Below are 21,167 nucleotides of genomic sequence, written 5' to 3'. Positions count from 1 at the left end.
GGCGGAAACCTTCTCCTCATGCTTCTAGGTTACAGTCCAGAGGAAAGCTACGGGCTGGATCTCGGAGCTTTATCAACTTTCATAATAGACGTCGTAAGCGAGATAGACCCTGCTGTTGGACCGTTTATCGGTGAGAGTTACTATATGGGTCTAAAAGAAGGAAAAGTGGAGCTAGGGGTGATGGGAGAGGAGTACATAAAAGAATTCAAGGAGAAGGCAAGGCAAAGAAAAGAGCTGATTAGGAAAATCTGGAGGTTATCCGATAGTGTTGGAGAACAGAAAGTTGCCACAAAAATAGAAGAGTTAGAAAAAGAGGAGCAAAATACAGATCACGAATAACGTTCAGATATGATGCACGCGTGTCCTGTTGAAAATGCTTGGATCACCTGTCCTGTTCAGGAGGATCACATCATTTTCAGAAGATCTTTTTTTGAATTTGAGGAGAATACGCCGCCACTTTTTTGAGATTCCGCGCATGCATGAACTTCATGGATGTAGTAGTTATTCTCACTGATACACAAGGTTCTTGCACGGATCTTTTCTCATGCACGTGCTTATATTAGATTTATCTGCTCTCTGATTTCAAAATATCCCCTACTTCCAGCAAGATGTCCATGCATTTGTCTGGATCTGTGGATGGAATTTCCAAGAACATCCCTAGATACCTATCTTTTGACTTAAAGAAGCGTGTTCTTATATTACATTCCTTTTCCACAGCTTTCTTGACTTCAGGAAGCTGATTCTCGACAGATGAGTACAGAGTATCCGAGTGCATATAAATCGTCGTATGACCCTCCACTTTCCAGAGAAACAGCTTCTTCATCCAATATTTGTATCCCCTTGACTCTCTCATCTGAACCATATATATCAAAAAAGTTCCCAGGTTGGTTTTTAGCCCCGGCCGGAAAACTCCTCCTTCCATCAACCTGTTCCTCAGGAGCTCCTCCCTATCCTTGACTTTGGGGATCTTGTTAAACCAGATGATAAGGTAGAGGGTTATTAAGGAGATAATGAGCTGTATAGGCTCTTTTAGATTCCAGAACATTTTTAGAATATCAGAGATGTCCTGCACAGTAGATAGCCCGATATTAATATTTAATCTCATATCCTTTCTTCTTAATGCATAAGAGAATGCACGCGAAATCCAATGTCTAAAATAGCGCGCGCATGAGCTATTATGGACGTGCAGCTTAAGAAAAAACTTTTATTTAGGTAGGTGAGTAATACTTACTTAGTGACCTACATGCCTAGAGTGATAAGGACTATATCCATATCTCCTGAAATTGAGAAGGAGCTAGAGAGAGCAGCTAAGGAGGAAAATAAGGCTGTAAACAGAATCATAAATGAGGCTATAAAAGCCTATTTGGAGGCAAGAAAGGCCATGAAGGAGAGGATGGCAAGGGTTTCTGAGGAGATGGATTTGTTGGAGGATCTTGAGGAACTTGAGCCTGAGATTGAGGAGGATCATGGAAGGGAGAAGAAGACAACAAGCAAGCGGAGAAAGATATGAGGAAATGCATGCACAAGTGCAATATAATAATTTAATGAAAATGAATTATTTACTCATTATTCTTCTTTTAGCTTCTTCGATAATCCCCCTTCTTAATTCATCTATAATAAACTGGAGGTCTTCGGAGTCAAGTATTTTTACATTTCGGGTGTTTTTCTTTTTCTCAACAGCATATTCCCCAACCATTATTATAGGTTCAGCAAAAATTCCTCTCCTTCGCAGAGAGATATCTGAAGAGATGATAAGAGCATGCCATCCTGATCAACTTTCAAAAACGTGCGCATGCCTCGGGATCGTGTGAGAATATTACATCAGCTTTATATATTAACTGCTGTATTACTGACTAGGTGATGCCATGAGACCAGGGATATCAAGAGTGGTTGTGGAGATAATAATACTTGTGATAGCAGTAGCACTGGCACTTCTGATATTCTCTCCGATATCAGGATACATATTCGGTTCACTGGGGAGGACTTCAACTGTTGGAGGAGCTTCTCAGATACAGATACTGAACGTTAAATTTACTGATAGTTATAAAACAGTAAGTATAGATGTGAAGAACCTTGGGCCTGGGACGATACCAGGCGGGGATTGGCAGATATATGTTGACGGAGTGTCTTGGGGTACTGACACTTCTCATACAAGTCCATTGCAAAAGGATGAGACAATTACGATAACAGGAAGTTCTTCTACTGCGGCCGATACGACTAAACAACACAACATAGTTGTCTATGGCCCAGGGAACACACAGGCACAGTACCTTTACTACCCACCTCCGAGCTGACCTTCCTTCTCTCCTCTTTCTCTTTCTTTTTAGCCAAGAATTTTCCTGAAGTTTACAGTAGATTCAGAAAGCTAACAATAAATCCCAACGGCTTCCTAAAGCATTTTACGGTCACCACGGTGTAACTACGTTTTTAAGGGAACACTGTCTGTATCCCGTTTAGAAACATGAGATAAGGATTTTTAATGTCAGAAGGGTCTGCAGTTCATTGTTGTTATAATGAGAAAAGGCAACAACCCTGGAAAGGGCCAAAGAGGCATATGATGAGAGCGGGAATATCCAGAGCTGTTGCCTAAAATAACAGCGGAACCTATTATTTAAACCTACCGCTTGTCCTGATGTAGCGCTAATGATCCGTTCGGTAGCACTATAAAATTATGATAGTTAGTGTCAGGTGTTATATCATGCTGCTTCCTGCTGCGTTCGCTATAACATTGTAGAATGCCCCAACAGATGCACCACAAATTTGCGCGCGCACGTGATTAGCTCCCCTCAATACCAATGGTGAGCTCTTCTGTGTGGGTTCCAGTGGGTGCGATGGAGGAGATTTCCCATGTGAGAGTAGCTGTAACTGTGGCTCCTGGGCTTAAGGAATAGCCTTCACGATCCCAGGATAGATGCCCATAGCTCCCCGATACCCAAGCATCGTTCGGTATGTTCAAGTGCAGAGTTAAAGCAGTTGTTCCATTGTTCTTCACGATAAAGCTGTAGGTGTACGTTTTCCCCTGCTCCAGCTCCCCCCAGTTTATAGTCCCCAGCAGCGTTTTTCCATTGAGTTCATAGCATACTAAACTGCTGGTCTTAGGCGGGACAACGGTCCATGAAAACTTGATAGACCAAGATGCAACAGCGGCTCCAGCCACAGATATAACAGCCACAAGTAGAATCAGAATTAAAACATGTTTAGTCAGCCTCATTTTGTATCATCTCCTTTCATGCCCCTTAGTTTAATTTAACTTTTTGGTCTTATATTCTGTTTTTAATATATTCAAATCTAAAAATTGAGCCTATACTATCGTTCCATCCTTACACTGTTGAAACGCGCACTATTAGCTTTATATATTAACTGCTGTATTACTAGCTGGTGATGCCATGAGACCAGGGATATCAAGAGTGGTTGTTGAGATAATAATACTTGTGATAGCAGTAGCACTGGCACTTCTGATATTCTCCCCTATTTCAGGGTACATATTCGGTTCACTGGGGAGGACTTCTACAGTAGGAGGAGCTGCCCAGATACAGGTATTAAATGCACAGTGGGTAGACGATACCCAAAAAACTTTGAAGATAGATATCAAGAACCTAGGGCCTGGGACGATCACCTTCAGTAGCACCCCTGAGAATGATTTTAAAGTGTATGTGGATGGAACTTCGTACACCGTGAATGGCGTTAAGAAAGGAGATACAGCTGTCACCTCTACTGACACTTGGGGCAAGGACGAGGTAGTAACAGTAGGATGCTCACCACCTAGTAGTGGCACATTCGATGCAACCAAGCAACACAGCATAGTTGTCTATGGTCCAGGGAACACACAGGCACAGTACCTTTACTATCCTTCAGGCTGATTTTCCTTTCTCCTTTTTTCTTTTTCAGCTGCTTAACATCCTCATGGCTGAAATAGAGACCTTTGATTTTATAATACAGTTCCATAATAAAAAAGGGCCAAAGAGGCATATGATGAGGGCGGGAATATCCAGAGTTGTCAGGTAATAATGGGAGCCTGAATTATTTAAACCTATCGTTTGACACCATGGCACAGCATAGTCCTATGCGTGCAGTGCTCAAGAAAAGCTTAAATACACTATCAAAATCTCGCTGTTGGCATTACGGTATTCAAACTTTATACGAATTCGATGAAAGAAACTAGATAGAGCTACGTTAAAAACATAACTCTAACCATACTGAGCTACGGGCCCCGAGAATAGTAGGATAGAGTATAAAAGGTTTTTCTTTCAAATTATGATAAAGCTTTTGGAAAGCTCAGCTAGAGCTGAGGATTGCTGCTTTTATCGCATCCTCCGCTGATTTGTAGGTCTTAACCCCTATTTTCTCAAGTATCTCAGATCCCTCTCTTGCTCTGTTTCCTGAAAGCCTTACAAAGAGCGGAATCTTTGCCCCTTTCTCAACAAACCTCTTTATCCCATTTGCAACCTCAACAGCATCTGTTATTCCACATAAGGTGTTCACAACAATTGCCCTAACCCTTGGATTTGATGATATCATCTCCAATCCAGCATAGACCATCTCAGATGATGCTCCTCCCCCTATGTCGCAGAAGTTAGCAGGCCTTCCGCCCATTAAATGCACCAAGTCCATTGTGGCCATAGCTAACCCAGCTCCATTTGCCATAGTGCCTATATCCCCATCCAGCTCCACATAGGAGAGTCCCTTCCTAGCTGCCTCCCCCTCTCTTCCCTCCTCCTCCACTGAAAGCTCTGGATGCCTGAAGAGAGCGTTGTCATCCACCTCTATTCTAGCATCCAGTGCAATGAGCTTTCCATCCGATGAGAGAGCAAGCGGGTTTATCTCGAGCATGAAGGCGTCGTATTCAGATGCTATTTTCCAGAGCTTCAGGGCTATCTCAGCTATCTCCTTCTCCCTCTCTTTATCGATGTTTTTCGCAAGTGCCCTGGCTTGATAGGGCATCATCCCTATTAGAGGGTTTATCGGAACTTTTATCACAGATTCAGGATATTTTGAGGCCATTTCCTCAACATCCATTCCTCCATGAGCTGATGAGATGAATGTGAAGCCCCTTGCAGTCCTGTCCACTATTCCCCCTATGTAGTACTCCCTCCTCACATCGACAAACTGCTCTACAAGCAGGCTTTTTGGCTTAAGTCCATAGAACTCGGATGAGAGTATCTCCTTTGCTGTTGAGAATGCCTCATCAGGGGAGCTCACTGGTCTGACACCTCCAGCCTTTCCCCTCCTTCCTGCCGGTATCTGGGCCTTTAAAACAGCTTTTCCACCCAGTTTTTCGACGGCATCCCTGGCTTCTTCAGGGTTTCTGGCCAAAAAGCCCCTTGGAACAGGTATTCCATATTTCTCCATTAATTTTTTTGCCTCGTGCTCTAGCAACCTCATATGGCCTGCAGTCAATCATCAATAAAAATTTTTAAGAGATGAGGATCTGAGCTCGTTATGATATACCTGAGGGAGAACACCAGAGTGCTTGTTCAGGGGATAACTGGAAGACAGGGCAGCTTGCATACAAAGCTGATGCTCGAATACGGAACGAAGATAGTGGCTGGAGTCACGCCGGGAAAGGGAGGATCTGATGTCTTAGGAGTCCCTGTCTTCGACTCTGTTAGAGAAGCTGTTTCAAATGTAGGCGAGATAGATGCCTCTATAATCTTTGTCCCAGCTGCTTATGCAGCTGACGCAGTTTATGAGGAGATAGATGCCGGGATACCCCTTATAGTTGTGATAACAGAGCACATCCCAGTTCATGATACAGCAAAATTCGTGAACTATGCCAGGATGAAGGGCTCAGTGATAATAGGGCCGAACACACCGGGAATAATAGCTCCCAGCAGGAGGATAAAGATAGGGATAATGCCATCCGACTCCTTCTCCCCGGGAAGCATTGGGATAGTGTCGAGAAGCGGAACTCTAACGTATGAGATATCTGAAGCCATATCCAAGGAGGGATTCGGAACATCTACAACGCTCGGAATAGGAGGGGATCCGATAACAGGGCTTAACTTCGTCGATGTCCTGGCGGAATTTGAGAAGGATGATGAAACAGAGGCTGTTGTCCTAGTGGGGGAGATAGGGGGGAATGCTGAGGAGGAGGCAGCTGAATACATAAAGAAGGGGTATAAGAAGCCCGTTGTCGCATATATAGCTGGGAGAATGGCCCCTCCGGGGAAGAGAATGGGGCATGCTGGAGCGATAATAACAGGAGGGCAGGGAACTGCTGAGTCCAAGGAGAGGGCTTTGAGATCAGCAAACGTGCCTGTTGCAAGAAAACCAGATGAGGTTGCCGATCTACTCAAGGCTGTTTTGAGGAGATAGCCTCCTCAACTAGGATGTAGAACTTGTAGCCCCCATGAGACATTGTCCTCACATATCCCGATCTTTCAAGCTCATCCAAAATTGGTTTTACCTCATTATAAGGGGCCTTTAGCTTGGAAATTATCTCCCTAAGGCTTATAGCTCTGTCCCTGTTCTCCCTGAGCAGGTTTATCACAGCCTCCTTGGTGACCATAATATATAGTGACATCAGTTATCCTTAAATCTTGCTGATGATTTTGCAAGTGGTGTTCGTGGATGCCGCTCGATGATCCCCTGAAGAGAAGGATTGCCATGAAGGCCTTGCTGGAGTATAAAATATGCAGAAACTGTGGTGCTAGGAATCCGATGTCAGCTGAGAAGTGCAGAAGGTGCAAGAGCTACAACTTGAGGCCTAAACATGCAAAACTTGTGAAGAAGTGAGCGGGCCCGTAGCTCAGCAAGGATTAGAGCGGCGGCTTGCGGAGCCGTAGGTCGCGGGTTCAAGTCCCGCCGGGCCCGTTTCTGTGCAATTTTTAATTTTAACCTGCTTCTTTCCCAGCAGATTGTTCTATAGAATCAGCGACATAACCCAGTTCTGTTCATAAGATCTACAATTTTAGAATATATTTTGTTAATGGGAAAATAGATTTAAATCCGTTCATCCCCTCAATAAGCGGCGGCCGTAGTCCAGCCTGGATAGGATGGAGGCCCCCCATGAGACCGGGGAGAGCCTCCGACCCGGGTTCAAATCCCGGCGGCCGCATTGATAAAAAAGTTGATAGCCCCGGCCGGATTCGAACCGGCGTCACCGGGTCCAAAGCCCGGTATGCTTGACCACTACACCACGGGGCTTCTCTAAACTCAGAGAGGATGGAATTTAAGCATTTAATTCAAAAATAATGAAGTTTTAGCTTTTATATTTCGCCTTCAGCTCATTCACAGCCTCGGGGAAGCTATCAGCTGTCACATCATTGAAAGTCCTCTTTATCTCCCTCATTATTGCCCTTTCAAGAAGGGATGCTCCTGCCACTCCGAACATCTTTCCCAAAACCTCTATGAACTTCTCAGGTTTGTTAAATATCTCCTCCCTCGTCATCTTGTAGCTGCTCCTCATGTGCCAGTATATCACATACTTTGCGTTCTCACCGAGGGAGCTGAGACCCCTGTCAACACACTCTAAAACAGCTTTCTTCAGATCCATTTCATCACCTCACACAATCGGGGTCAGCTCAATCCCCCTCTCTCCGGTGAAATCCAAGTGATAGTAGATGGAGGGAGGCTTTCTGCTTCTGAGCACAAGAGCTCCCTCTATCATTTTTAGCTCAAGCGAGCTGTCGACAAGATCCTCAAGCTCCTCCCTTATCTTCGTTGATGGTCTTGCTATGAAAACAGCTGTGTCCTCAGTGTCCTTCACCTGTCCCATTATATCGAGGCTCATCGCTCTCAGATCCCTTCCGGGGAAGTAATACTCAAGGAAGTCCATCCCAGCTATTATCATGCAGTTTCTCTCCTCCTCTCCCTTTGCATCTTTTATTATCCTCCTCAGATCCCTAAGAGCTGCTTCGGGCGATGTCAGATCTATCTCCTCCTTTTTCACATCCACTACCTTTACCCTGCTCCTCAGCTCCTCCGGAAGCTGTCCTACTGTGGCCTCTGTCATTGCTCTCATGCTTATGCCGGCTATCGGCATGACAACTGCGGATCCCCCTGTCATTACAAAGTTTGAGATCATTATTGCTATGAATGGAAGGATCGCGTGTGAGAACACCTCCCTTCCCAGCAGGAAGAGGGTTCCCGATCCCTTCGGCATGCCCCTTCCGAGCAGCCTGTCAAGCTGCATGCTTCCAGTGGAGTAGGCACCCTCAAGCTCTAATGGCTTGAACTCCCTCGTTGGTTCAGGCCTTTTCATAATTAAGGGTTGAAACATCCTGAACCTTCCCTCATGCAGGGTGAATATGTATCTCTTCTGAGGTATAAGAGTTCCCCTTATCTTCTCCCATACTATATACCTCATCCTAGCTCCATCAACCTCTCTGTCCTCCAAAACTACTATTGCATCAGCCAGATAATCGAGAGATCTTGTCTCAGCTGTTTCACTGACAAATACAAGCTTTGAATCAGTTGGCTCAACCATCGCAGCAAGGGATTTCTCCGCTCTGAGCCTCTCTATTGGATCAAGCTCTCTTGCTATGGAATCCCATGAATCAAGGATTATAACTGGATTTTTAAGCTCCTCTGTTGCCTTCAAAACAGATTCCATCACATCAGCGGCCGATCCAAGCCTCAGATCCTCAAATGATATGCCTCTCACAGCTCCCTCCTCGACAAGGGGCTTTATGTAGGGATATTGATCGGCAAGTTCCTTCAGGGCAGTTCTTGTGGAGACATAGAGGCCGGATCCAACCATCCTCATGAGCTCGAAGGAGAGGGTGGTCTTTCCTGCACCTGGCTTGCCCTTTATCACTATTGTCTTGATAAAGGGCTTAAGCAAGGACTCTATTGTGAGCACCCCCCCCCAACCGGAGGGAAGCTTGTTCTTCCTTCATGCTTGCACACCGTAAATTAAATAGGATATGAGGATTAAAAAATCTTTACTCTACTGAAAAAAAAAAAGTCTATATGATAGGACTACATAATAACCAATAAATAGTTTTGATAAAAATCTAATGCGGGGGGTGGGATTTGAACCCACGCGAGCCTACGCTCACCCGGCCCTGAACCGGGCGCCTTGGACCTGGCTTGGCTACCCCCGCAGTGCTCCGGCCGGGATTTGAACCCGGGTCTGAGGCTCGAAAGGCCTCCATGCTTGGCCGGGCTACACCACCGGAGCTCATGCTATCCCCTGATGCTGTGGGGACACTTTTTTATCCAGCTAGGTTTTTAAATTTTTCTCACTCTGTCCTCTGAGAAGAGCTATCATATGCTTATTCCTAGGGCTTCCTCCAGCTTCATGGAGAGATATTCTACATACAGCTTCTTCAGATCCTTAGCAGATGGGCTCATAGCCTTGAATATCTCAAGCTCTGCCTTCATCTTCTTCTCCAAAAACCAGTTGTTCTCCTTCTGCCATATGGGGGCCTGAAGATTCGGGAGATGCCTGTTATCTTCAGCTGCCTTGTAGTCCATCTGAGTTAAAGGCTCGAGGGCAAACTTGTAATCTGAGAAGAAGCCTTCCTCCACATCATCCGTCTTTATCCCTATGAACCTGGCCTCTGGAACAGCGAGGCCATCTACATGAGCTGAGTTTATGCTGTTATAGACTACTGTGGCCGCTATTCTAAGGGACCAGGGGGAAAGGTCTGTCAGAACTGCTATTGGAACTCCTTCGTCTGAGAGCATCCTCAAAAATCTCCTCATGTTTCTAGATGCCTGTCCCTGCAATATCGCTATCCCTATCTTCTTCTCCTCAGGTATTCCCAGCTCTATCATGTTCTTTGCTGGTCCAACTTTCTCTATTGCTACAACTGCCTTGACACCTATCCTCTTGAACGTTATGTTCTCAGGCCTCGGTGGGACTGAGTATCCCATCTCCCCAACTTCATTCGCCTTTATCAGCCTCCCGCTCCTGTCTATTAGCTCTATATCCCCGTATATCCATCCTCTCGGATCGCTTGTTATCGAGAAAGCCTCCCTGGGCATGCCCAAGAGGAGCTCCATCAGGATTATCCTCGCATCAGTCTCCCTCTGTTCCTTAGGGAACAGGGTTCCCTTGAACTTCTGAACCTTATGAAGATAGTAGAAATCCCTCTTCGTCATTGTCAATCCATTCTCAAGGTGATCTAGTGCCCTGCTGAGCCCATAGAGAACTCCTGATAGAGTTCTGAGGCTCTTCACCCTGTCCCCGCTTATCGTGCTGAAGCTCTTTGGCTCGAATAAATATCCCTTCTCCTCAAGGAACTTTATGTTTGCCTTTGAGTTAGGGGGATATACAAGCTCTGGGAACATCCCCTTATCTATATCCTCCTTAACCTTCCTCGCCACCTGAATTATCTTCTCCCTCACCAGCTCCTTCATAAAGATCACCAAACCTCATCTTTAGGAGGGTTTCAACGGAAGGCCTCTCCCCAGTTATATCCTCAACGCACTCGGCAACTATCTCATAAAACCTCCTGAAGAGAAAGGCCCTCTTAGCAAGGGATTCCTTCCTCCTTATTCTGTAAAGATAGAGCTTAAGCTCCCTCGCACAGGTCCTGAAGCCGAGCTCAACCTCCCTCTCCACCTCGGGAACTGCTGCTATGTACTCCTTTCCAACAGTCTTGAATGGTATCTTTGTCGACACTATGTGGAAGAATAGGGCTATTGGCTCCTCCTCAAGCGATCTTATCCCATAATTCGACCAGTTTATCCCCTTTGCAACTTGGTAGGAGACATCCGCAGTTGTGTCATAGAGAAGGGGTATCCTGTTCGCAAATCTGTAAAGCTGTATCTCCCCTGCAGGCTTTATATCGCCTCCATATGCTATCGCTGTCTCCACTATGAATGGATGGCCCTCGTAAACAGAAGGAGGTCTCTGGACTGCGTAAACAAAATCCGGCCTGAGCTCCTTTTTTATCCCCTCCTCAAGGAGCTTCTTCCCAAGAGGGGATAGAACTGTGTGATCAGGGGCCATGAACTTGTCATATGACCTTAGGGCATTGTAAAGGGCCTCTATCTCCTCCTTTCTCAGATCTCTGAGCTTTTTATCCGCAGGTATCCCTGCTATAGCCAGGACTTCATCTGCTGTCTTATCCCCTATCCTCTGGAAGGATGTCTTCAGGAATCCCTTCACTGTGTTTGCCCTTGATGCCCTTATCAACCTCTGAAGGAGCTCTAGATCAACCCCCTTTGGATGGAAAAGAGATTCCTTTGGCCTCGGTGGCATCTCATCAGTCGATCTCGGGAAGAGGAAGACAACTCCATCTGGATCAACAAACATTATGTCCGCATAAGGCACCACTATAGCAGTCTGGTATAGATAATCAATTATCTTCCTCTTTGCCCTCGCATAGCTCCCCTCAAAATAGCTCTCAACAGCTGTAAATGATCTCTCAGCTATCCCAAGAACCTCCCTCTTTATAACTATCGGCTCATTCTTCTGAACATCTATCATCATGGTCATCCTGTTTATATAATCCCCTTTCTTTGCAGATGATATTGTGAATGGCCTGTTTGTTGTTATCTGCCCGTAAAGAAGGGCCATTGTCCCTCCAAGGCCGAATGTTCCCCTGCTCTGTATTAGCCTGTACTTGGAGCTTGTAAATACCTTTCCGAAGGCCCTCGGTATCTCATCAGCAGATAGTCCTATTCCATTGTCCCTGATTGATATCCTCATCAGATCAGATCCATTCTCCCTTCTCTCCACTCTGTCCATCGTTATCATTATCTTGGGCGGGACTCCTGCTTCCTCAGCTGCATCCAAGGAGTTCTCCACGAGCTCCCTCACTATGGTGTAAGTGGCCCTGACAGGGTTGTCGAAGCCTGCAATTGCCCTGTTCCTGTAGAAGAAATCAGCAGCGCTTATCTCCTCAATCCTCTCTCTCCTCAAATTTCTCCCTCCTCTTAAGGGAGAGCTCCATGAGGGATAGATCCTTCATCATGGCCATTGCTTTTTCCATCCTCTTGTAGGCAGTTGAGTGCCTAGCTCCCTGAAGCAGTGCCTCCACTGCCTCCTTTGCAGGTATTATATCATAATATTTTCCTATTATGGAAATAGTGTGACCGTAGACAGATATGTGAGTGTTCGTCCTCTCCTCTATGTACTTCTTCGCCTTCCCCTTCTCCCCTATCACCCTCCCCTTCTTCGTCATCATCTGGTTCTTGCTGTCACCCACATATCTCCTCAGATCTATCACCTCCATCGTGTACTCGTCATCCAAGAGCTTCATGGCTATCTCCGGGTTGAATCCTCTCCCTATTGCCCTGACAACCTGAAGGATTTTTTGGGGCATTAAAGGATCCTTTACCTCATCAAACCTTATTATAACCTCTCCAGTTGAGCTGTTTACCTCTATTTTTGCTCCAGATAGCTCCTCAAGCTTCCTCTTAATCGAGCCCGATTTCCCCACTAGAGGACCTATCCTCTCCCTCGGTATCTTTATCGAGATCTCCTGCAACATAATCACCCGGGGCTATGCCATATCTCCTCTGAAAGAACCTAACTATGTTCTGAATATCCCTCCTCAGGAGCTCACCTGCCATAGGATGATCTACCACAACTGCATGTGAGAGATCTATCATCCAAGGGAGGGATCTCCAATATAAAATGTTGTACTCACTCAGGTCGGCATGGACAAGCCTTGCTTTATGATATGCTTTTTTAACATCATCTAATATCATTTTAAGAACTGATTCTGGATCCTCCAGCTCAACCTCCCTGAGATGAGGAGCTGGAATTCCATCCGATCCTATCAACTGCATCACCAGCACATTTCCTGAAACTCCATATGGCTCAGGAACCCTTACATCTGCCTTTTTCATCCTGACGAGATTCCTGTACTCCTTCTTTGCCCACATCTCTATTATCTTCCTAGGGGAGCTGGGAAACCTTCTGTCCCCGACCATGTAGTCGAGATGCCTTCTGAAGCTTGACACATACTTATATACTTTTATAGCTATTTCCCCCTGCTTTCCCCTGCCCGAGAGGACGGCTGCCTCCTTTCCCATCGATATTATCCAGTTGAAATCCGAGATTATCCCCTTGTTGAAGAGGGATAACATGTTTCTAACAGTCCTCTCATCGAAAACATATTGCCTTATCTTGAATGCCTCTCTGTCCTTTCTCCTGTCCTCCCTCTCCAGAAAGGAGTCTATTACCCTCTCAAAGCGGTCAAAGGACATCCTCCATCATCGCCCAGCTCCTGTCAAGATATCCCTTCTCAATAAGCCACTCGACCTGAGCTCTGTCATACTTAACAACTATGTCCCCTCTGTCCCTCTTGAAGGGCCATATGGAAACGAGAACTATATCCCCTGGCTTGAGCCAAGATCTCCTTCCCTTGAGCTTCCCCCTAACTCTGCACATCCTTATTGCTCCATCGGTGCATTCAACCCTGAAGTGTCCCTTCCCAAGGGGCTCCATGACCCTTCCGAAGACCTCTAGATCCTTGTCCATTGGAAGAAGATCCTCCATCTCAGCATCAAGGGATGTCTCCTGATCCTTCTCTTTTTTGGGCATTTCATCACCTCATATCCTCTTCACGGGGGATTCAGCCCCGCATGCAAGGCACTTTAGCACCATTATCTTCCCGCTCTTCACTATCTTCGTGTCGGGCCTGTGGCATATAGGGCAGATCACATAGATCTCTATGAACTTATCTATCCTCGATTTCACAAGGGATGGCTTAACAGGCGTGGTGAATATCAGCTTTGACCCATCCATCGTGAGAGTGTAGGGGCTTCCAACTTCCTTTGAAAGAAACCTTGCGAACATCTTCGGATCCCTGTTCAGGGCTGATGAGAGCTCCTTGAAGTTGACAACATGGGTCTGCCTCCCCTCAACCTTTATTATCGGCTCAGGAGGGTTGAACCTCTCCCCTGAGAACTTTATTATCCCCTTCAGGGATTCATAAGCATCATCAAGCATCTTTAGGTATTCCTCCCTCATGCCTATCTCCTCAGCGTGTAGATATCCCCGCTCTCCTCAACCACTCCATCATTAATAAGTTTATCGAGAACATGCATTATTGTCTCAGCCTTCTCCTTGGGAAACATGGATATTATGGCATCTCTGCTCATCGGCCCTCCCCTTAAAGCCGATATTATCGTCCTCTCTATGTACAGGAGGTTTCCCTCGGCTACTGCCTCTCTCTCCATCTTCGACATTATCCTAGCCCTGCTCAACCTCCTCTCAAGAAGCTCCAGAATTCTGAGAATTATGTAATTTGGATCTCTTATCTTTCTCACTATTATTGGCTGCAGATATAGCTCCTCCTTCCAGCTCCTCGGCCTAGCAACTACATCAAGTATCGAGCCAGCTCCATAGACTTCCCCGTTCTCATCTATAAGAAGCCTGACCCCATCCTCAAACGACCTTAGATCTATTGCACCGCTTCCATCGAATATAGTGAGCCTTGCGAAGTTCCTGTCCTCTGATATGAAGGAGGATATGACAACCCCCATCACCCTGAGCTTTGAGACACTCATCCCCCAGGGAAGCCTGAAGAGCCTCCCTTTCTCCAGCTCCAGTTGCTCAAAATCCCCTCTCAATATGTCCTCTATGAGGACTATCTCCGCATGTTCTGTGAGCGACAACCCCTCTTACTCTTCCTCCCAATATTTAACTGCTAATTTTTATTATATAGTAAGTGAGAGTATTTGGAACTTATAATTGTTCTCAGATAATATTTCAAAAAGATTCATGGAGGATGGATTTTTAAGCGTGATCCATGTTTTTCTGGGATGGAAGACAGGATAACAATAGATGAAAAAGTTATGCATGGAAAACCTGTCATAAGGGGGACTAGAGTTCCTGTTGAGGTGATTTTAGGAAGCTTGGCCAGTGGAATGAGCTATGAAGAGGTGGAGAAGGAGTATGGTGTGAGAAGAGAGGATATACTCGCAGCTGTGAGCTACTCCACGACTAAAGTCGGGAGCTTCCAGCGTTTAGGGCAGGCTTTACGCCTGTCCCCTCATCTGCTGGTTCGGGGGGCCCACAGCTCCCCCATCCCATGCCTCTCGTTAAGGCATGGGCTAAAGGCATCCTGCCTCCCCCACCTCCCTCACGGACCCGGAACATCCGAGCCATGGATTCCAGGGAGGCTTGTATTTAAACTTTGCCCATTAATCCCAGAGCTAAAGCTCTGAGTTTTCTGGGCGCCCATTTATATAAACTTATTTTAGTGACGAGGGATCTAGGTTTCGGAGAGATGCACTCAGTTAGACACGGATGTGGATTTATTCTGGTTAGGTTACCTTATCATTTCACAGCAGAGAAAATAAAAAGGATAATGGATGCATTTTTGGAGAAAGCAAGAGATGAGGAGCTTCTAAATGCTATTACTGTGGTAGAAGTAGGGAGATTCAGGATAAGGAGACTTCGTTAAATCTATCTGATCATTAAGGAAAGTTTTTGTGAGCTTTATCAAAATGACAGCCGTCAATTTGAATTAATTATGCTCTTAGGAGAACCCTTGATTCCAATAACCTTTGTTCAAGCGGGGACTAAAAAATCAAATGAGCTCCGGACCTATGAATTCTCAGAGCTATGCAACTATATAGCTCAGAACTCCTGCTCCAGCACCCTCAGCCCTTGTAGGATACAGGGAAGTAAACCAAGTACCAGCAGTCGTTTATGCTGTTGTACATCCTGTTCGCTGAAAAGCCTGCCCTCCACTGGGATATCTGGTTATCAGTGTCAAATGGAGGCGGTATGTTGCTCAATCCGCAGTACTTCGTCTTCTTTGCCCCTATTATCACCCTGTAGTCCACTGAGACAGTGACCTCCTTTCCTCCAATTACCCTCCGGTAATTGACCACTTTGTTCGCCAGATTGCCAAGATGGCTCATGAAATAGTCCTTGTATGGGGGCTCAACCTTTATCTTAAGGGTATCTGAGACCACAGGTTCGCTCAGCTCCCTGCATGATATTTTAACGACGAAGTTGTGATCCCCAGCCACAATATCCGGTACAGGGACAATCCAGCTCAGGCTATACCCGTGAATTCCCGGCTCAACTACATCAAGCCTCTTGTAGAACATCGGATTTCCATCAACATAAACCCTGAGCTCTGTGTTTGTGCTGGGGCCCATCCCCGAGTTTGCCAGTGTTATGTTTATCCAGAAGTAGCTGTCCTGCTCCGCTACTTTAGTGTAGCTTATCAATGTGAGGGATAAAGATGGCATGGCCTTCAGTATCCTTATTGGGTAGGGACCGGAGCTCCAAATTCTAGTGCCATAGACGTTGTCTGATGTCTCCACGTATATCATGTAGGAGTAGTCTCCGGAGAACCTGTTCCCCTGCGGATCATCAAGCGGTATGGAGAACTTCACATCTCCAAGGGAGGCAGTCTGGTGGCTCTTCAAAACTTTTGGCGTTGAGAAAGTGAGGCTGAAGTTCTGGTTCCAGCTGAAGCTCACAACAACCCTTTTTACATACACATCCCAGCCGAGCCCGTTTGACGCACTGACCGTGACATAGCCGCTCTGCCCTGAGTAGTAGGTTGATCTGTCGAGCTGCTGATTTATGGAGAAGAGCTGATCCGCATAAAGGCCGAGGAGGGAGAGCTGGAGGATCAACAGCAGGAACACAACACTTTTCATTTAGGTCAAAGATTAAAACATAGGAAAAATAAAAACTTTTCTAATATCTTTGCTTGCTCCCGCAAAATCTTTTTATATTGCCACTGAATAGTAAAGGGGCCCGTGGCTCAGCCTGGAAAGAAAGCTCCCAGAAAGAGCGCCCGCCTTATATGGCACCTCCCGTTACATGCCAGAGGATAAGCGGGAGGCCCGGGGTTCGAGTCCCCGCGGGCCCACTTCTTGAGGTGGTTCTTTGAACCTCTGGATAGATCTGGTAAACGCTCCTCATGTTAGGCTCTTCAGCAGGCTCATCAAGAAGAAAAGGAGGGAAATGGAAAGCATTCTTGTCACATACAGGAGCTATGGCTACCTTGAGGATCTCGTCAACATGTACATAGATGCAGATGAGCTGGTGAAAGTGGGAAGAAGGGGCTTTTCTGAGGAGGAAAAGCTTTATGAGTTTGCAATTAGGGTGAAGGAGCTTGCTGGGATAGTTAGCAGAAAAAAGATCGATGTAGCTCTTTCAAAGGCATCTCCAGAGCTTGCAAGAACAGCTTTTGGCCTAGGAGTACCTGTTGTAACAGTAAATGACAATGAGAAAAGCCCAGCAATGAGGCTGACATTCCCCCTTTCCTCATGTATAGTGATACCTGAGGTTTTTCCGCCTGTTGAATGTAAAGGGGATTGCGCTGAGTTCAGGTTCAAGGGAGTGCTTGAGATAGCCCATGTAATGGATGAAAATGGGGAGGAGGAAGAGGACTATATAGCCGCAAGATCTGAGCCATTTGGAGCATCCTACATGCCTGAGAAATGGGATTCCCTATTCTTCCTTGGGTTAAGAAGGCTTATGGAGAAGACTGATATGAAGCTAGTCTACTTCCCAAGAGAGGGAGATAAGTGGATTGAGAGGCTTAGAAGGCTTTATGGAGACAGAGTTGAGGTTGTGGAGAGGGCAAGGGATCTATCTGTTTTGAAAAGAGCTTCCATTTTTGTTGGAGGTGGAGGTACAATGACAAGGGAGGCTGCTCTCCTTGGAGTTCCAACTATATCAGCTTATCCCGGAGAAATAGCTGTTAACAGGCTTCTTGAGGAAAAAGGATTGATATACAGAGCTGAAAATCCTGATGACTTCATCAACTTCCTTTTGAGACATGAGGAAAGGGGAAATCTGAGGAAAAAAGCAAGGAAATTCGTTGAGGAATGCGGGGATCCATGCGATGTCATCTGGAAAGCAGTATCCTCGTGCAAATCCCCTGAAACAGAACACTAAAGCCTGAATTTTTTCTCAGACAGTATCCTTCTGTAAATCCTTCTGGTTGCAATGTACCACAGCAGAAGGGAAAATGCAAAAATGAGAAGGGATATTGCTACATCAAGAAGGGCAAGGAGAAAATCCCTAGTTGAGAGAACAAGGAGAAGGAATTTTGTGAGGATCATTGATAGGAGGATCACAAACCATCCTATGAACACCATTGTGATGCCTAGGAGAAATCCCCTGTCCATGTTATCACCTCGGGGTTAAAAGAAAAGTGATCATGCTCAAAATCACAGATATAACAGCGAGAACAAATACTTCTTTCACTATTCTGTCCTCTCTCTTAGGCAAATCGGATGTCAAAATAGATATGAGGGTCATTGGCGCTTTCTTATCCGGATTTGCCCTTATATACCCGTTTTCAACTATTGTAGGCCTTGCTCCCATCTCCCTCTTCTCCTTAAACCCCTTTATGCTGGATATTATGACAAAGCCCGTTATGAAGAAGGGGAGCATTGATATAACTGTGAACATCTCCAAATTTGATAGAGCTGATAAGGAGGCAACTGCTGAGCCGAGGAATAAAGAGCCGACATTCCCCCCGAAGACCTTGGCTGGATAGCGGTTATACCTCAGGTAGGCTGTTAAAGTGAGGAGGAGAACTAAGGAGATTCCAGCTATATCATGCCTTCCAATTAATATTGATTGAATTATTATTCCAATTAATACTACTGAGAGGCTTGAGGGCATCATTCCATTGAGCGCATCCATCATGTTCACTGCATTCATTATCACAGCAAAGAAAACAAAAAGAAGAGGCCAGTATATGTAGTAGAGCCTTGCATGGCCTATTAATGGCAAGAGAGGCCTTGGAACAGCCAATCCAGATAGAATTATTGGAATTGCTGCTGATGACGATATAACCGGCTTCAGCTTTCCTCCAAGGTCGAACTCATCGTCAACAAGGCCTATAATTCCGCCAAGAAGGGAGGAGAGAAGGACAAAGAGGCAGATCTCAGACCTGTTTATAAAGTATATTGAGATGCATACAAGGGAGAAGGAAAGAAGCATTGCGATGCCAAGCCTCTCAGGTATCTCAGGCATTTCTGGCTTGTGAACATCCCTTCCAACTATTCCCTTCGACCTGAACCTCGGGGCAAGGCTCCTTATGAGTAGATCTGTGAGCAGAAATGATGCAATTGAGCCCGCTATGTACTCCATCGGGAGGGGTTTCGATGACCTTTTAAAAAGGTATCAGAAAAAGTGGTGTGCTGAAGCTACTGTGCATCTCAGTACTGCTGCTGGCCATCGATTATATCTGGATAGAGGAATCCAAAAGAAAGAAAGTTGTTGCCAGGGATATCCACAAGCCATATGAGGTCTTCTGCCCAAGAATAGGAGCTCTACCCAACTCCTTAATCCTCTCTTTAGCTCTTATTTCGGCCGGAATGGGGAAAGAAGCATTAATATCCCTATATCTATTGTTCATAGGCCTTTTTGACGATGTTGCTGGGCTTAAAAACATGGAAAAGGTTTTGCTTGCTGGAATTCCATTTCTCATAATAGAGGGGCATCCAGTTCTTTTTTTACCTGCTTTTCTCTTTCCCGTTATCTCATTTCTTTTCGGCTCATTCTCATCAAATGCAACAAACACGCTTGCAGGGTACAACGGGCTTGAGACAGGCCTGATATCAATTGTATCAGGGTTTATGGCAATTGTTTCTGTATTTCAGGGAAATGAAGCCGCATTAACCTCATATCTAATTGTTCTATCCTGCTATCTGCCCTTCCTCTTCTTCAACATATATCCAGCTAGGGCATTTCCAGGAAATGCTGCTACATTTCAGATGGGAGGAGTTGTTGCGGCAATAGCCCTCTCAAACGGGCAGGAGATACCCCTTGGGATAATGATGATCCCATATTTAGCAGATTTTCTCCTTAAGATGGCTAGCTTCAGGTCTACATTCAGAAAGATACCCGCATCTGTTGATGAAAATGGATATATAAGCCCTCCCGGAAATCTGTCTTTGGCAGGGGTTTTGCTCAGGATTAAGAAGATGAGAGAGCCTCAGCTTGTAATCTCGATCTATGGAATAGAGGCTTTTTCATGCATCATCTCCCTCATCCTGCTGTTATCGGGATTCCCTGCAAAATGAGAGATTTTGAAGAATAATTTTAGTAATGGTAACTTATTTTCTTTATAATAAATTTGTGCTCTCCATATTCCAATATGGCTATCTTGCCTTCATTCACAAGCCCCTCTAGAACCTTCTCCGGGTTTAATCCCACTTTCTGAAGCAATTCGCATGCATAATCTATCCTCATTGGATGAACTGATGTTATGCTCAACAAGCTCTCCACAGGATTTCCAATTATGCTGAAGTCTGCCCCCTCATAACCAATGAGAAGCTCCACTTTCTCCCTTCCCATCAACTCGGAGAACATCTCATATGCCCTTAAAACCGATTCCTCCCCGGCTTTCCTCACAAATCCCTCTGCAGGAGGCCTTGTGGGAACAGCTATATATGCTTTGTAGGTTTTTAGCCCGGCTATGAAGCTGGAGATCTGCTTTATCTCATCCTCTTTGTCGTTGATGTCCTTCACAAGCATAGTCTCCGTGATCATCCCCCCTTTATAGCTTTTTGAGAACTCCCTTATTCCATCTAGAACCCTGTCCAGTGAAAGCTTGGAATGCGGCCTGTTTATCCTCCTGTAAACCTTCTCAGTTGCTGCATCGACCTTAACTGAGACCAGATCAGCTTCGAATAAGTCGTTTCTTACCTCCTCCTCGAAAAGCAATGAGGAATTTGTAAGCACAGCAACCGGTTTGTTTGTTCTCCTTTTAATTTCCCCTATCTCCTTTCCTAGGAAAGCATCCAAAGTTGGTTCTCCATCCGGCACAAAGGTTATGTAGTCTATTTTTTCCTCACCTAGTGTTTTTACTGCGTTCACCACCTCCTCAACAATCTCCTTCCATGGATAGAATGACCTTCTCTCCAGTGTTATGTTAGAGGTCCTTCCAACCTGACAGTAGACGCAGGAGTAGGAGCAATTCTTTGGAGGGATGTTGTTTATCCCCAGGGATCTGCCTAGCCTCCTCGATGGAACTGGACCGAAGACATATCTCATTCTCCACCTGATTGGATTCTGCTTTTACGCTTTTCACTAAGCTTATGAGATAAATTTTCGGCAAACCGAGCCAAATAAATTTATTGGGCTTTCTCTGATATTAAAATGCACTTAAATGGATAGTTTTGAAAAGAGCAAAATTTATATAGAACCGTAGATCAGTGCCTTCAGATGAAGCTCAGGGACCTGTTCATTGTCACACGCCCGTGGACCTTCGTGATTACCGCAATATCCGTGACTGGTGCGGCCATCTACACCTACCTTTTAATTCATG

The 21,167-nt window shown here is 45.5% G+C and carries 28 protein-coding genes and 6 tRNA genes; 13 read left to right on the top strand and 21 right to left on the bottom strand.

Features of this window, described 5'->3' with window-relative positions; genetic code table 11:
• On the top strand, window positions 1–339 hold a 339-nt coding region (locus D6D85_RS16595; RefSeq protein WP_161969920.1), incomplete at its 5' end, for a hypothetical protein.
• 226 nt (window positions 340–565) lie between these two features.
• On the opposite strand, the gene D6D85_RS14730 is transcribed toward D6D85_RS16595, so the two are convergent.
• The gene (locus D6D85_RS14730; protein ID WP_125672807.1) at window positions 566–1,072 is read right to left on the bottom strand and encodes a hypothetical protein; all 507 of its coding nucleotides are present in this window, start codon (window positions 1,070–1,072) and stop codon (window positions 566–568) included.
• 171 nt (window positions 1,073–1,243) lie between these two features.
• Here D6D85_RS14730 and D6D85_RS14725 point away from each other — a divergent pair, with 171 nt between their 5' ends.
• Window positions 1,244–1,510: a hypothetical protein gene (locus tag D6D85_RS14725; protein ID WP_125672805.1), complete on the top strand. Its 267-nt coding sequence runs from the start codon at window positions 1,244–1,246 to the stop codon at window positions 1,508–1,510.
• 45 nt (window positions 1,511–1,555) lie between these two features.
• Here D6D85_RS14725 and D6D85_RS16590 read toward each other — a convergent pair whose 3' ends face one another.
• Entirely contained in the window at window positions 1,556–1,696 is a 141-nt protein-coding gene (locus D6D85_RS16590) for a hypothetical protein (protein WP_161969919.1), read from the bottom strand.
• Between the two features lie 169 nt (window positions 1,697–1,865).
• On the opposite strand from D6D85_RS16590, the gene D6D85_RS14720 reads away from it, so the two are divergent.
• Window positions 1,866–2,294 carry a hypothetical protein gene (locus D6D85_RS14720; RefSeq protein ID WP_125672804.1) on the top strand — a complete coding sequence of 143 codons (429 nt, stop codon included), beginning with the start codon at window positions 1,866–1,868 and terminating at the stop codon, window positions 2,292–2,294.
• Between the two features lie 482 nt (window positions 2,295–2,776).
• Here the strand turns inward: D6D85_RS14720 and D6D85_RS14715 are convergent, their stop codons facing one another.
• Entirely contained in the window at window positions 2,777–3,211 is a 435-nt protein-coding gene (locus tag D6D85_RS14715; RefSeq protein ID WP_125672803.1) for a hypothetical protein, read from the bottom strand.
• A 175-nt stretch (window positions 3,212–3,386) separates the two neighbouring features.
• Here D6D85_RS14715 and D6D85_RS14710 point away from each other — a divergent pair, with 175 nt between their 5' ends.
• Complete coding sequence (locus D6D85_RS14710; protein WP_125672802.1) at window positions 3,387–3,860, top strand: hypothetical protein; 474 nt, start codon at window positions 3,387–3,389, stop codon at window positions 3,858–3,860.
• Window positions 3,861–4,275: 415 nt separating this feature from the next.
• On the opposite strand, the gene sucC is transcribed toward D6D85_RS14710, so the two are convergent.
• Window positions 4,276–5,382 (bottom strand): ADP-forming succinate--CoA ligase subunit beta, encoded by a 1,107-nt coding sequence (gene sucC / locus D6D85_RS14705; RefSeq protein ID WP_125672801.1) that lies wholly within the window; start codon window positions 5,380–5,382, stop codon window positions 4,276–4,278.
• Between the two features lie 57 nt (window positions 5,383–5,439).
• Here sucC and sucD point away from each other — a divergent pair, with 57 nt between their 5' ends.
• The gene (sucD, locus tag D6D85_RS14700) at window positions 5,440–6,315 is read left to right on the top strand and encodes a succinate--CoA ligase subunit alpha (RefSeq protein ID WP_125672798.1); all 876 of its coding nucleotides are present in this window, start codon (window positions 5,440–5,442) and stop codon (window positions 6,313–6,315) included.
• Here the strand turns inward: sucD and D6D85_RS14695 are convergent.
• Window positions 6,293–6,508, bottom strand: a complete 216-nt coding sequence (locus D6D85_RS14695; RefSeq protein ID WP_125672796.1) for a hypothetical protein — start codon at window positions 6,506–6,508, stop codon at window positions 6,293–6,295. The genes sucD and D6D85_RS14695 overlap by 23 nt on opposite strands.
• A gap of 62 nt (window positions 6,509–6,570) precedes the next feature.
• Between D6D85_RS14695 and D6D85_RS14690 the strand changes: the two genes are divergently transcribed.
• The 3 genes from D6D85_RS14690 (at window position 6,571) to D6D85_RS14680 (ending at window position 7,057) form a co-directional block, all read left to right on the top strand.
• A complete protein-coding gene (locus D6D85_RS14690) occupies window positions 6,571–6,735 on the top strand; it encodes a 50S ribosomal protein L40e (protein ID WP_125672795.1) in 165 nt (54 codons plus the stop codon).
• Window positions 6,736–6,737: 2 nt separating this feature from the next.
• A tRNA-Arg gene (locus tag D6D85_RS14685) sits at window positions 6,738–6,813 on the top strand.
• A gap of 157 nt (window positions 6,814–6,970) precedes the next feature.
• Window positions 6,971–7,057: transfer RNA gene (locus tag D6D85_RS14680), tRNA-Gly, on the top strand.
• 16 nt (window positions 7,058–7,073) lie between these two features.
• On the opposite strand, the gene D6D85_RS14675 is transcribed toward D6D85_RS14680, so the two are convergent.
• The 12 genes from D6D85_RS14675 to D6D85_RS14620 form a co-directional block, all read right to left on the bottom strand.
• A tRNA-Gln gene (locus tag D6D85_RS14675) sits at window positions 7,074–7,146 on the bottom strand.
• Between the two features lie 55 nt (window positions 7,147–7,201).
• A complete protein-coding gene (locus D6D85_RS14670) occupies window positions 7,202–7,495 on the bottom strand; it encodes a NitrOD5 domain-containing protein (protein WP_125672793.1) in 294 nt (97 codons plus the stop codon).
• A 9-nt stretch (window positions 7,496–7,504) separates the two neighbouring features.
• Window positions 7,505–8,803 (bottom strand): RAD55 family ATPase, encoded by a 1,299-nt coding sequence (locus tag D6D85_RS14665; RefSeq protein ID WP_125672792.1) that lies wholly within the window; start codon window positions 8,801–8,803, stop codon window positions 7,505–7,507.
• Between the two features lie 158 nt (window positions 8,804–8,961).
• Window positions 8,962–9,047: transfer RNA gene (locus D6D85_RS14660), tRNA-Leu, on the bottom strand.
• 2 nt (window positions 9,048–9,049) lie between these two features.
• A tRNA-Glu gene (locus tag D6D85_RS14655) sits at window positions 9,050–9,124 on the bottom strand.
• Between the two features lie 86 nt (window positions 9,125–9,210).
• Complete coding sequence (locus D6D85_RS14650; protein WP_125672791.1) at window positions 9,211–10,308, bottom strand: DNA topoisomerase IV subunit A; 1,098 nt, start codon at window positions 10,306–10,308, stop codon at window positions 9,211–9,213.
• A complete protein-coding gene (locus D6D85_RS14645; RefSeq protein WP_161969918.1) occupies window positions 10,259–11,818 on the bottom strand; it encodes a DNA topoisomerase VI subunit B in 1,560 nt (519 codons plus the stop codon). The genes D6D85_RS14650 and D6D85_RS14645 overlap by 50 nt, the downstream gene beginning before the upstream one ends.
• A complete protein-coding gene (locus D6D85_RS14640) occupies window positions 11,799–12,386 on the bottom strand; it encodes a KH domain-containing protein (protein WP_237558872.1) in 588 nt (195 codons plus the stop codon). The genes D6D85_RS14645 and D6D85_RS14640 overlap by 20 nt, the downstream gene beginning before the upstream one ends.
• The gene (locus D6D85_RS14635; RefSeq protein ID WP_125672785.1) at window positions 12,316–13,110 is read right to left on the bottom strand and encodes a serine protein kinase RIO; all 795 of its coding nucleotides are present in this window, start codon (window positions 13,108–13,110) and stop codon (window positions 12,316–12,318) included. Before D6D85_RS14635 ends, D6D85_RS14640 begins: the two co-directional genes overlap by 71 nt.
• Window positions 13,100–13,447, bottom strand: a complete 348-nt coding sequence (locus D6D85_RS14630; protein ID WP_125672783.1) for a translation initiation factor eIF-1A — start codon at window positions 13,445–13,447, stop codon at window positions 13,100–13,102. Before D6D85_RS14630 ends, D6D85_RS14635 begins: the two co-directional genes overlap by 11 nt.
• 9 nt (window positions 13,448–13,456) lie before the next feature.
• Window positions 13,457–13,876 carry a translation initiation factor IF-2 subunit beta gene (locus tag D6D85_RS14625; protein WP_125672782.1) on the bottom strand — a complete coding sequence of 140 codons (420 nt, stop codon included), beginning with the start codon at window positions 13,874–13,876 and terminating at the stop codon, window positions 13,457–13,459.
• A 2-nt stretch (window positions 13,877–13,878) separates the two neighbouring features.
• Window positions 13,879–14,523 carry a hypothetical protein gene (locus D6D85_RS14620; RefSeq protein ID WP_125672781.1) on the bottom strand — a complete coding sequence of 215 codons (645 nt, stop codon included), beginning with the start codon at window positions 14,521–14,523 and terminating at the stop codon, window positions 13,879–13,881.
• A 147-nt stretch (window positions 14,524–14,670) separates the two neighbouring features.
• Here D6D85_RS14620 and D6D85_RS17150 point away from each other — a divergent pair, with 147 nt between their 5' ends.
• Both D6D85_RS17150 and D6D85_RS16585 read left to right on the top strand, forming a co-directional pair.
• A complete protein-coding gene (locus tag D6D85_RS17150) occupies window positions 14,671–15,075 on the top strand; it encodes a DUF433 domain-containing protein (protein WP_125672779.1) in 405 nt (134 codons plus the stop codon).
• 62 nt (window positions 15,076–15,137) lie between these two features.
• Window positions 15,138–15,314, top strand: a complete 177-nt coding sequence (locus D6D85_RS16585) for a hypothetical protein (protein ID WP_161969917.1) — start codon at window positions 15,138–15,140, stop codon at window positions 15,312–15,314.
• Between the two features lie 199 nt (window positions 15,315–15,513).
• Here the strand turns inward: D6D85_RS16585 and D6D85_RS14610 are convergent, their stop codons facing one another.
• Window positions 15,514–16,530 carry a hypothetical protein gene (locus D6D85_RS14610; RefSeq protein WP_125672777.1) on the bottom strand — a complete coding sequence of 339 codons (1,017 nt, stop codon included), beginning with the start codon at window positions 16,528–16,530 and terminating at the stop codon, window positions 15,514–15,516.
• Between the two features lie 96 nt (window positions 16,531–16,626).
• On the opposite strand from D6D85_RS14610, the gene D6D85_RS14605 reads away from it, so the two are divergent.
• Both D6D85_RS14605 and D6D85_RS14600 read left to right on the top strand, forming a co-directional pair.
• Window positions 16,627–16,745: transfer RNA gene (locus D6D85_RS14605), tRNA-Ile, on the top strand.
• Window positions 16,746–16,762: 17 nt separating this feature from the next.
• The gene (locus D6D85_RS14600; RefSeq protein WP_125672775.1) at window positions 16,763–17,779 is read left to right on the top strand and encodes a DUF354 domain-containing protein; all 1,017 of its coding nucleotides are present in this window, start codon (window positions 16,763–16,765) and stop codon (window positions 17,777–17,779) included.
• On the opposite strand, the gene D6D85_RS14595 is transcribed toward D6D85_RS14600, so the two are convergent.
• Together D6D85_RS14595 and D6D85_RS14590 are read right to left on the bottom strand one after the other, a co-directional pair.
• Window positions 17,776–18,012, bottom strand: coding sequence for a hypothetical protein (locus tag D6D85_RS14595; protein WP_125672773.1), 237 nt, complete (start codon window positions 18,010–18,012; stop codon window positions 17,776–17,778). The genes D6D85_RS14600 and D6D85_RS14595 overlap by 4 nt on opposite strands.
• Window positions 18,013–18,016: 4 nt before the next feature.
• Window positions 18,017–18,985 (bottom strand): MraY family glycosyltransferase, encoded by a 969-nt coding sequence (locus D6D85_RS14590; RefSeq protein ID WP_125672771.1) that lies wholly within the window; start codon window positions 18,983–18,985, stop codon window positions 18,017–18,019.
• Window positions 18,986–19,032: 47 nt separating this feature from the next.
• Here D6D85_RS14590 and D6D85_RS14585 point away from each other — a divergent pair, with 47 nt between their 5' ends.
• Window positions 19,033–19,920 (top strand): hypothetical protein, encoded by an 888-nt coding sequence (locus tag D6D85_RS14585; protein WP_125672770.1) that lies wholly within the window; start codon window positions 19,033–19,035, stop codon window positions 19,918–19,920.
• Window positions 19,921–19,939: 19 nt separating this feature from the next.
• Here the strand turns inward: D6D85_RS14585 and D6D85_RS14580 are convergent, their stop codons facing one another.
• Window positions 19,940–20,893 (bottom strand): radical SAM protein, encoded by a 954-nt coding sequence (locus D6D85_RS14580; protein ID WP_125672768.1) that lies wholly within the window; start codon window positions 20,891–20,893, stop codon window positions 19,940–19,942.
• Between the last annotated feature and the right edge of the window lie 274 nt (window positions 20,894–21,167).

It is taken from the genome of Candidatus Methanodesulfokora washburnensis, from assembly GCF_003947435.1.
Taxonomy (GTDB): domain Archaea; phylum Korarchaeota; class Korarchaeia; order Korarchaeales; family Korarchaeaceae; genus Methanodesulfokora; species Methanodesulfokora washburnensis.
The sequence above is the reverse complement of the archived record's forward strand: the minus strand, read 5'-3'. Positions and strand labels throughout refer to the sequence as shown.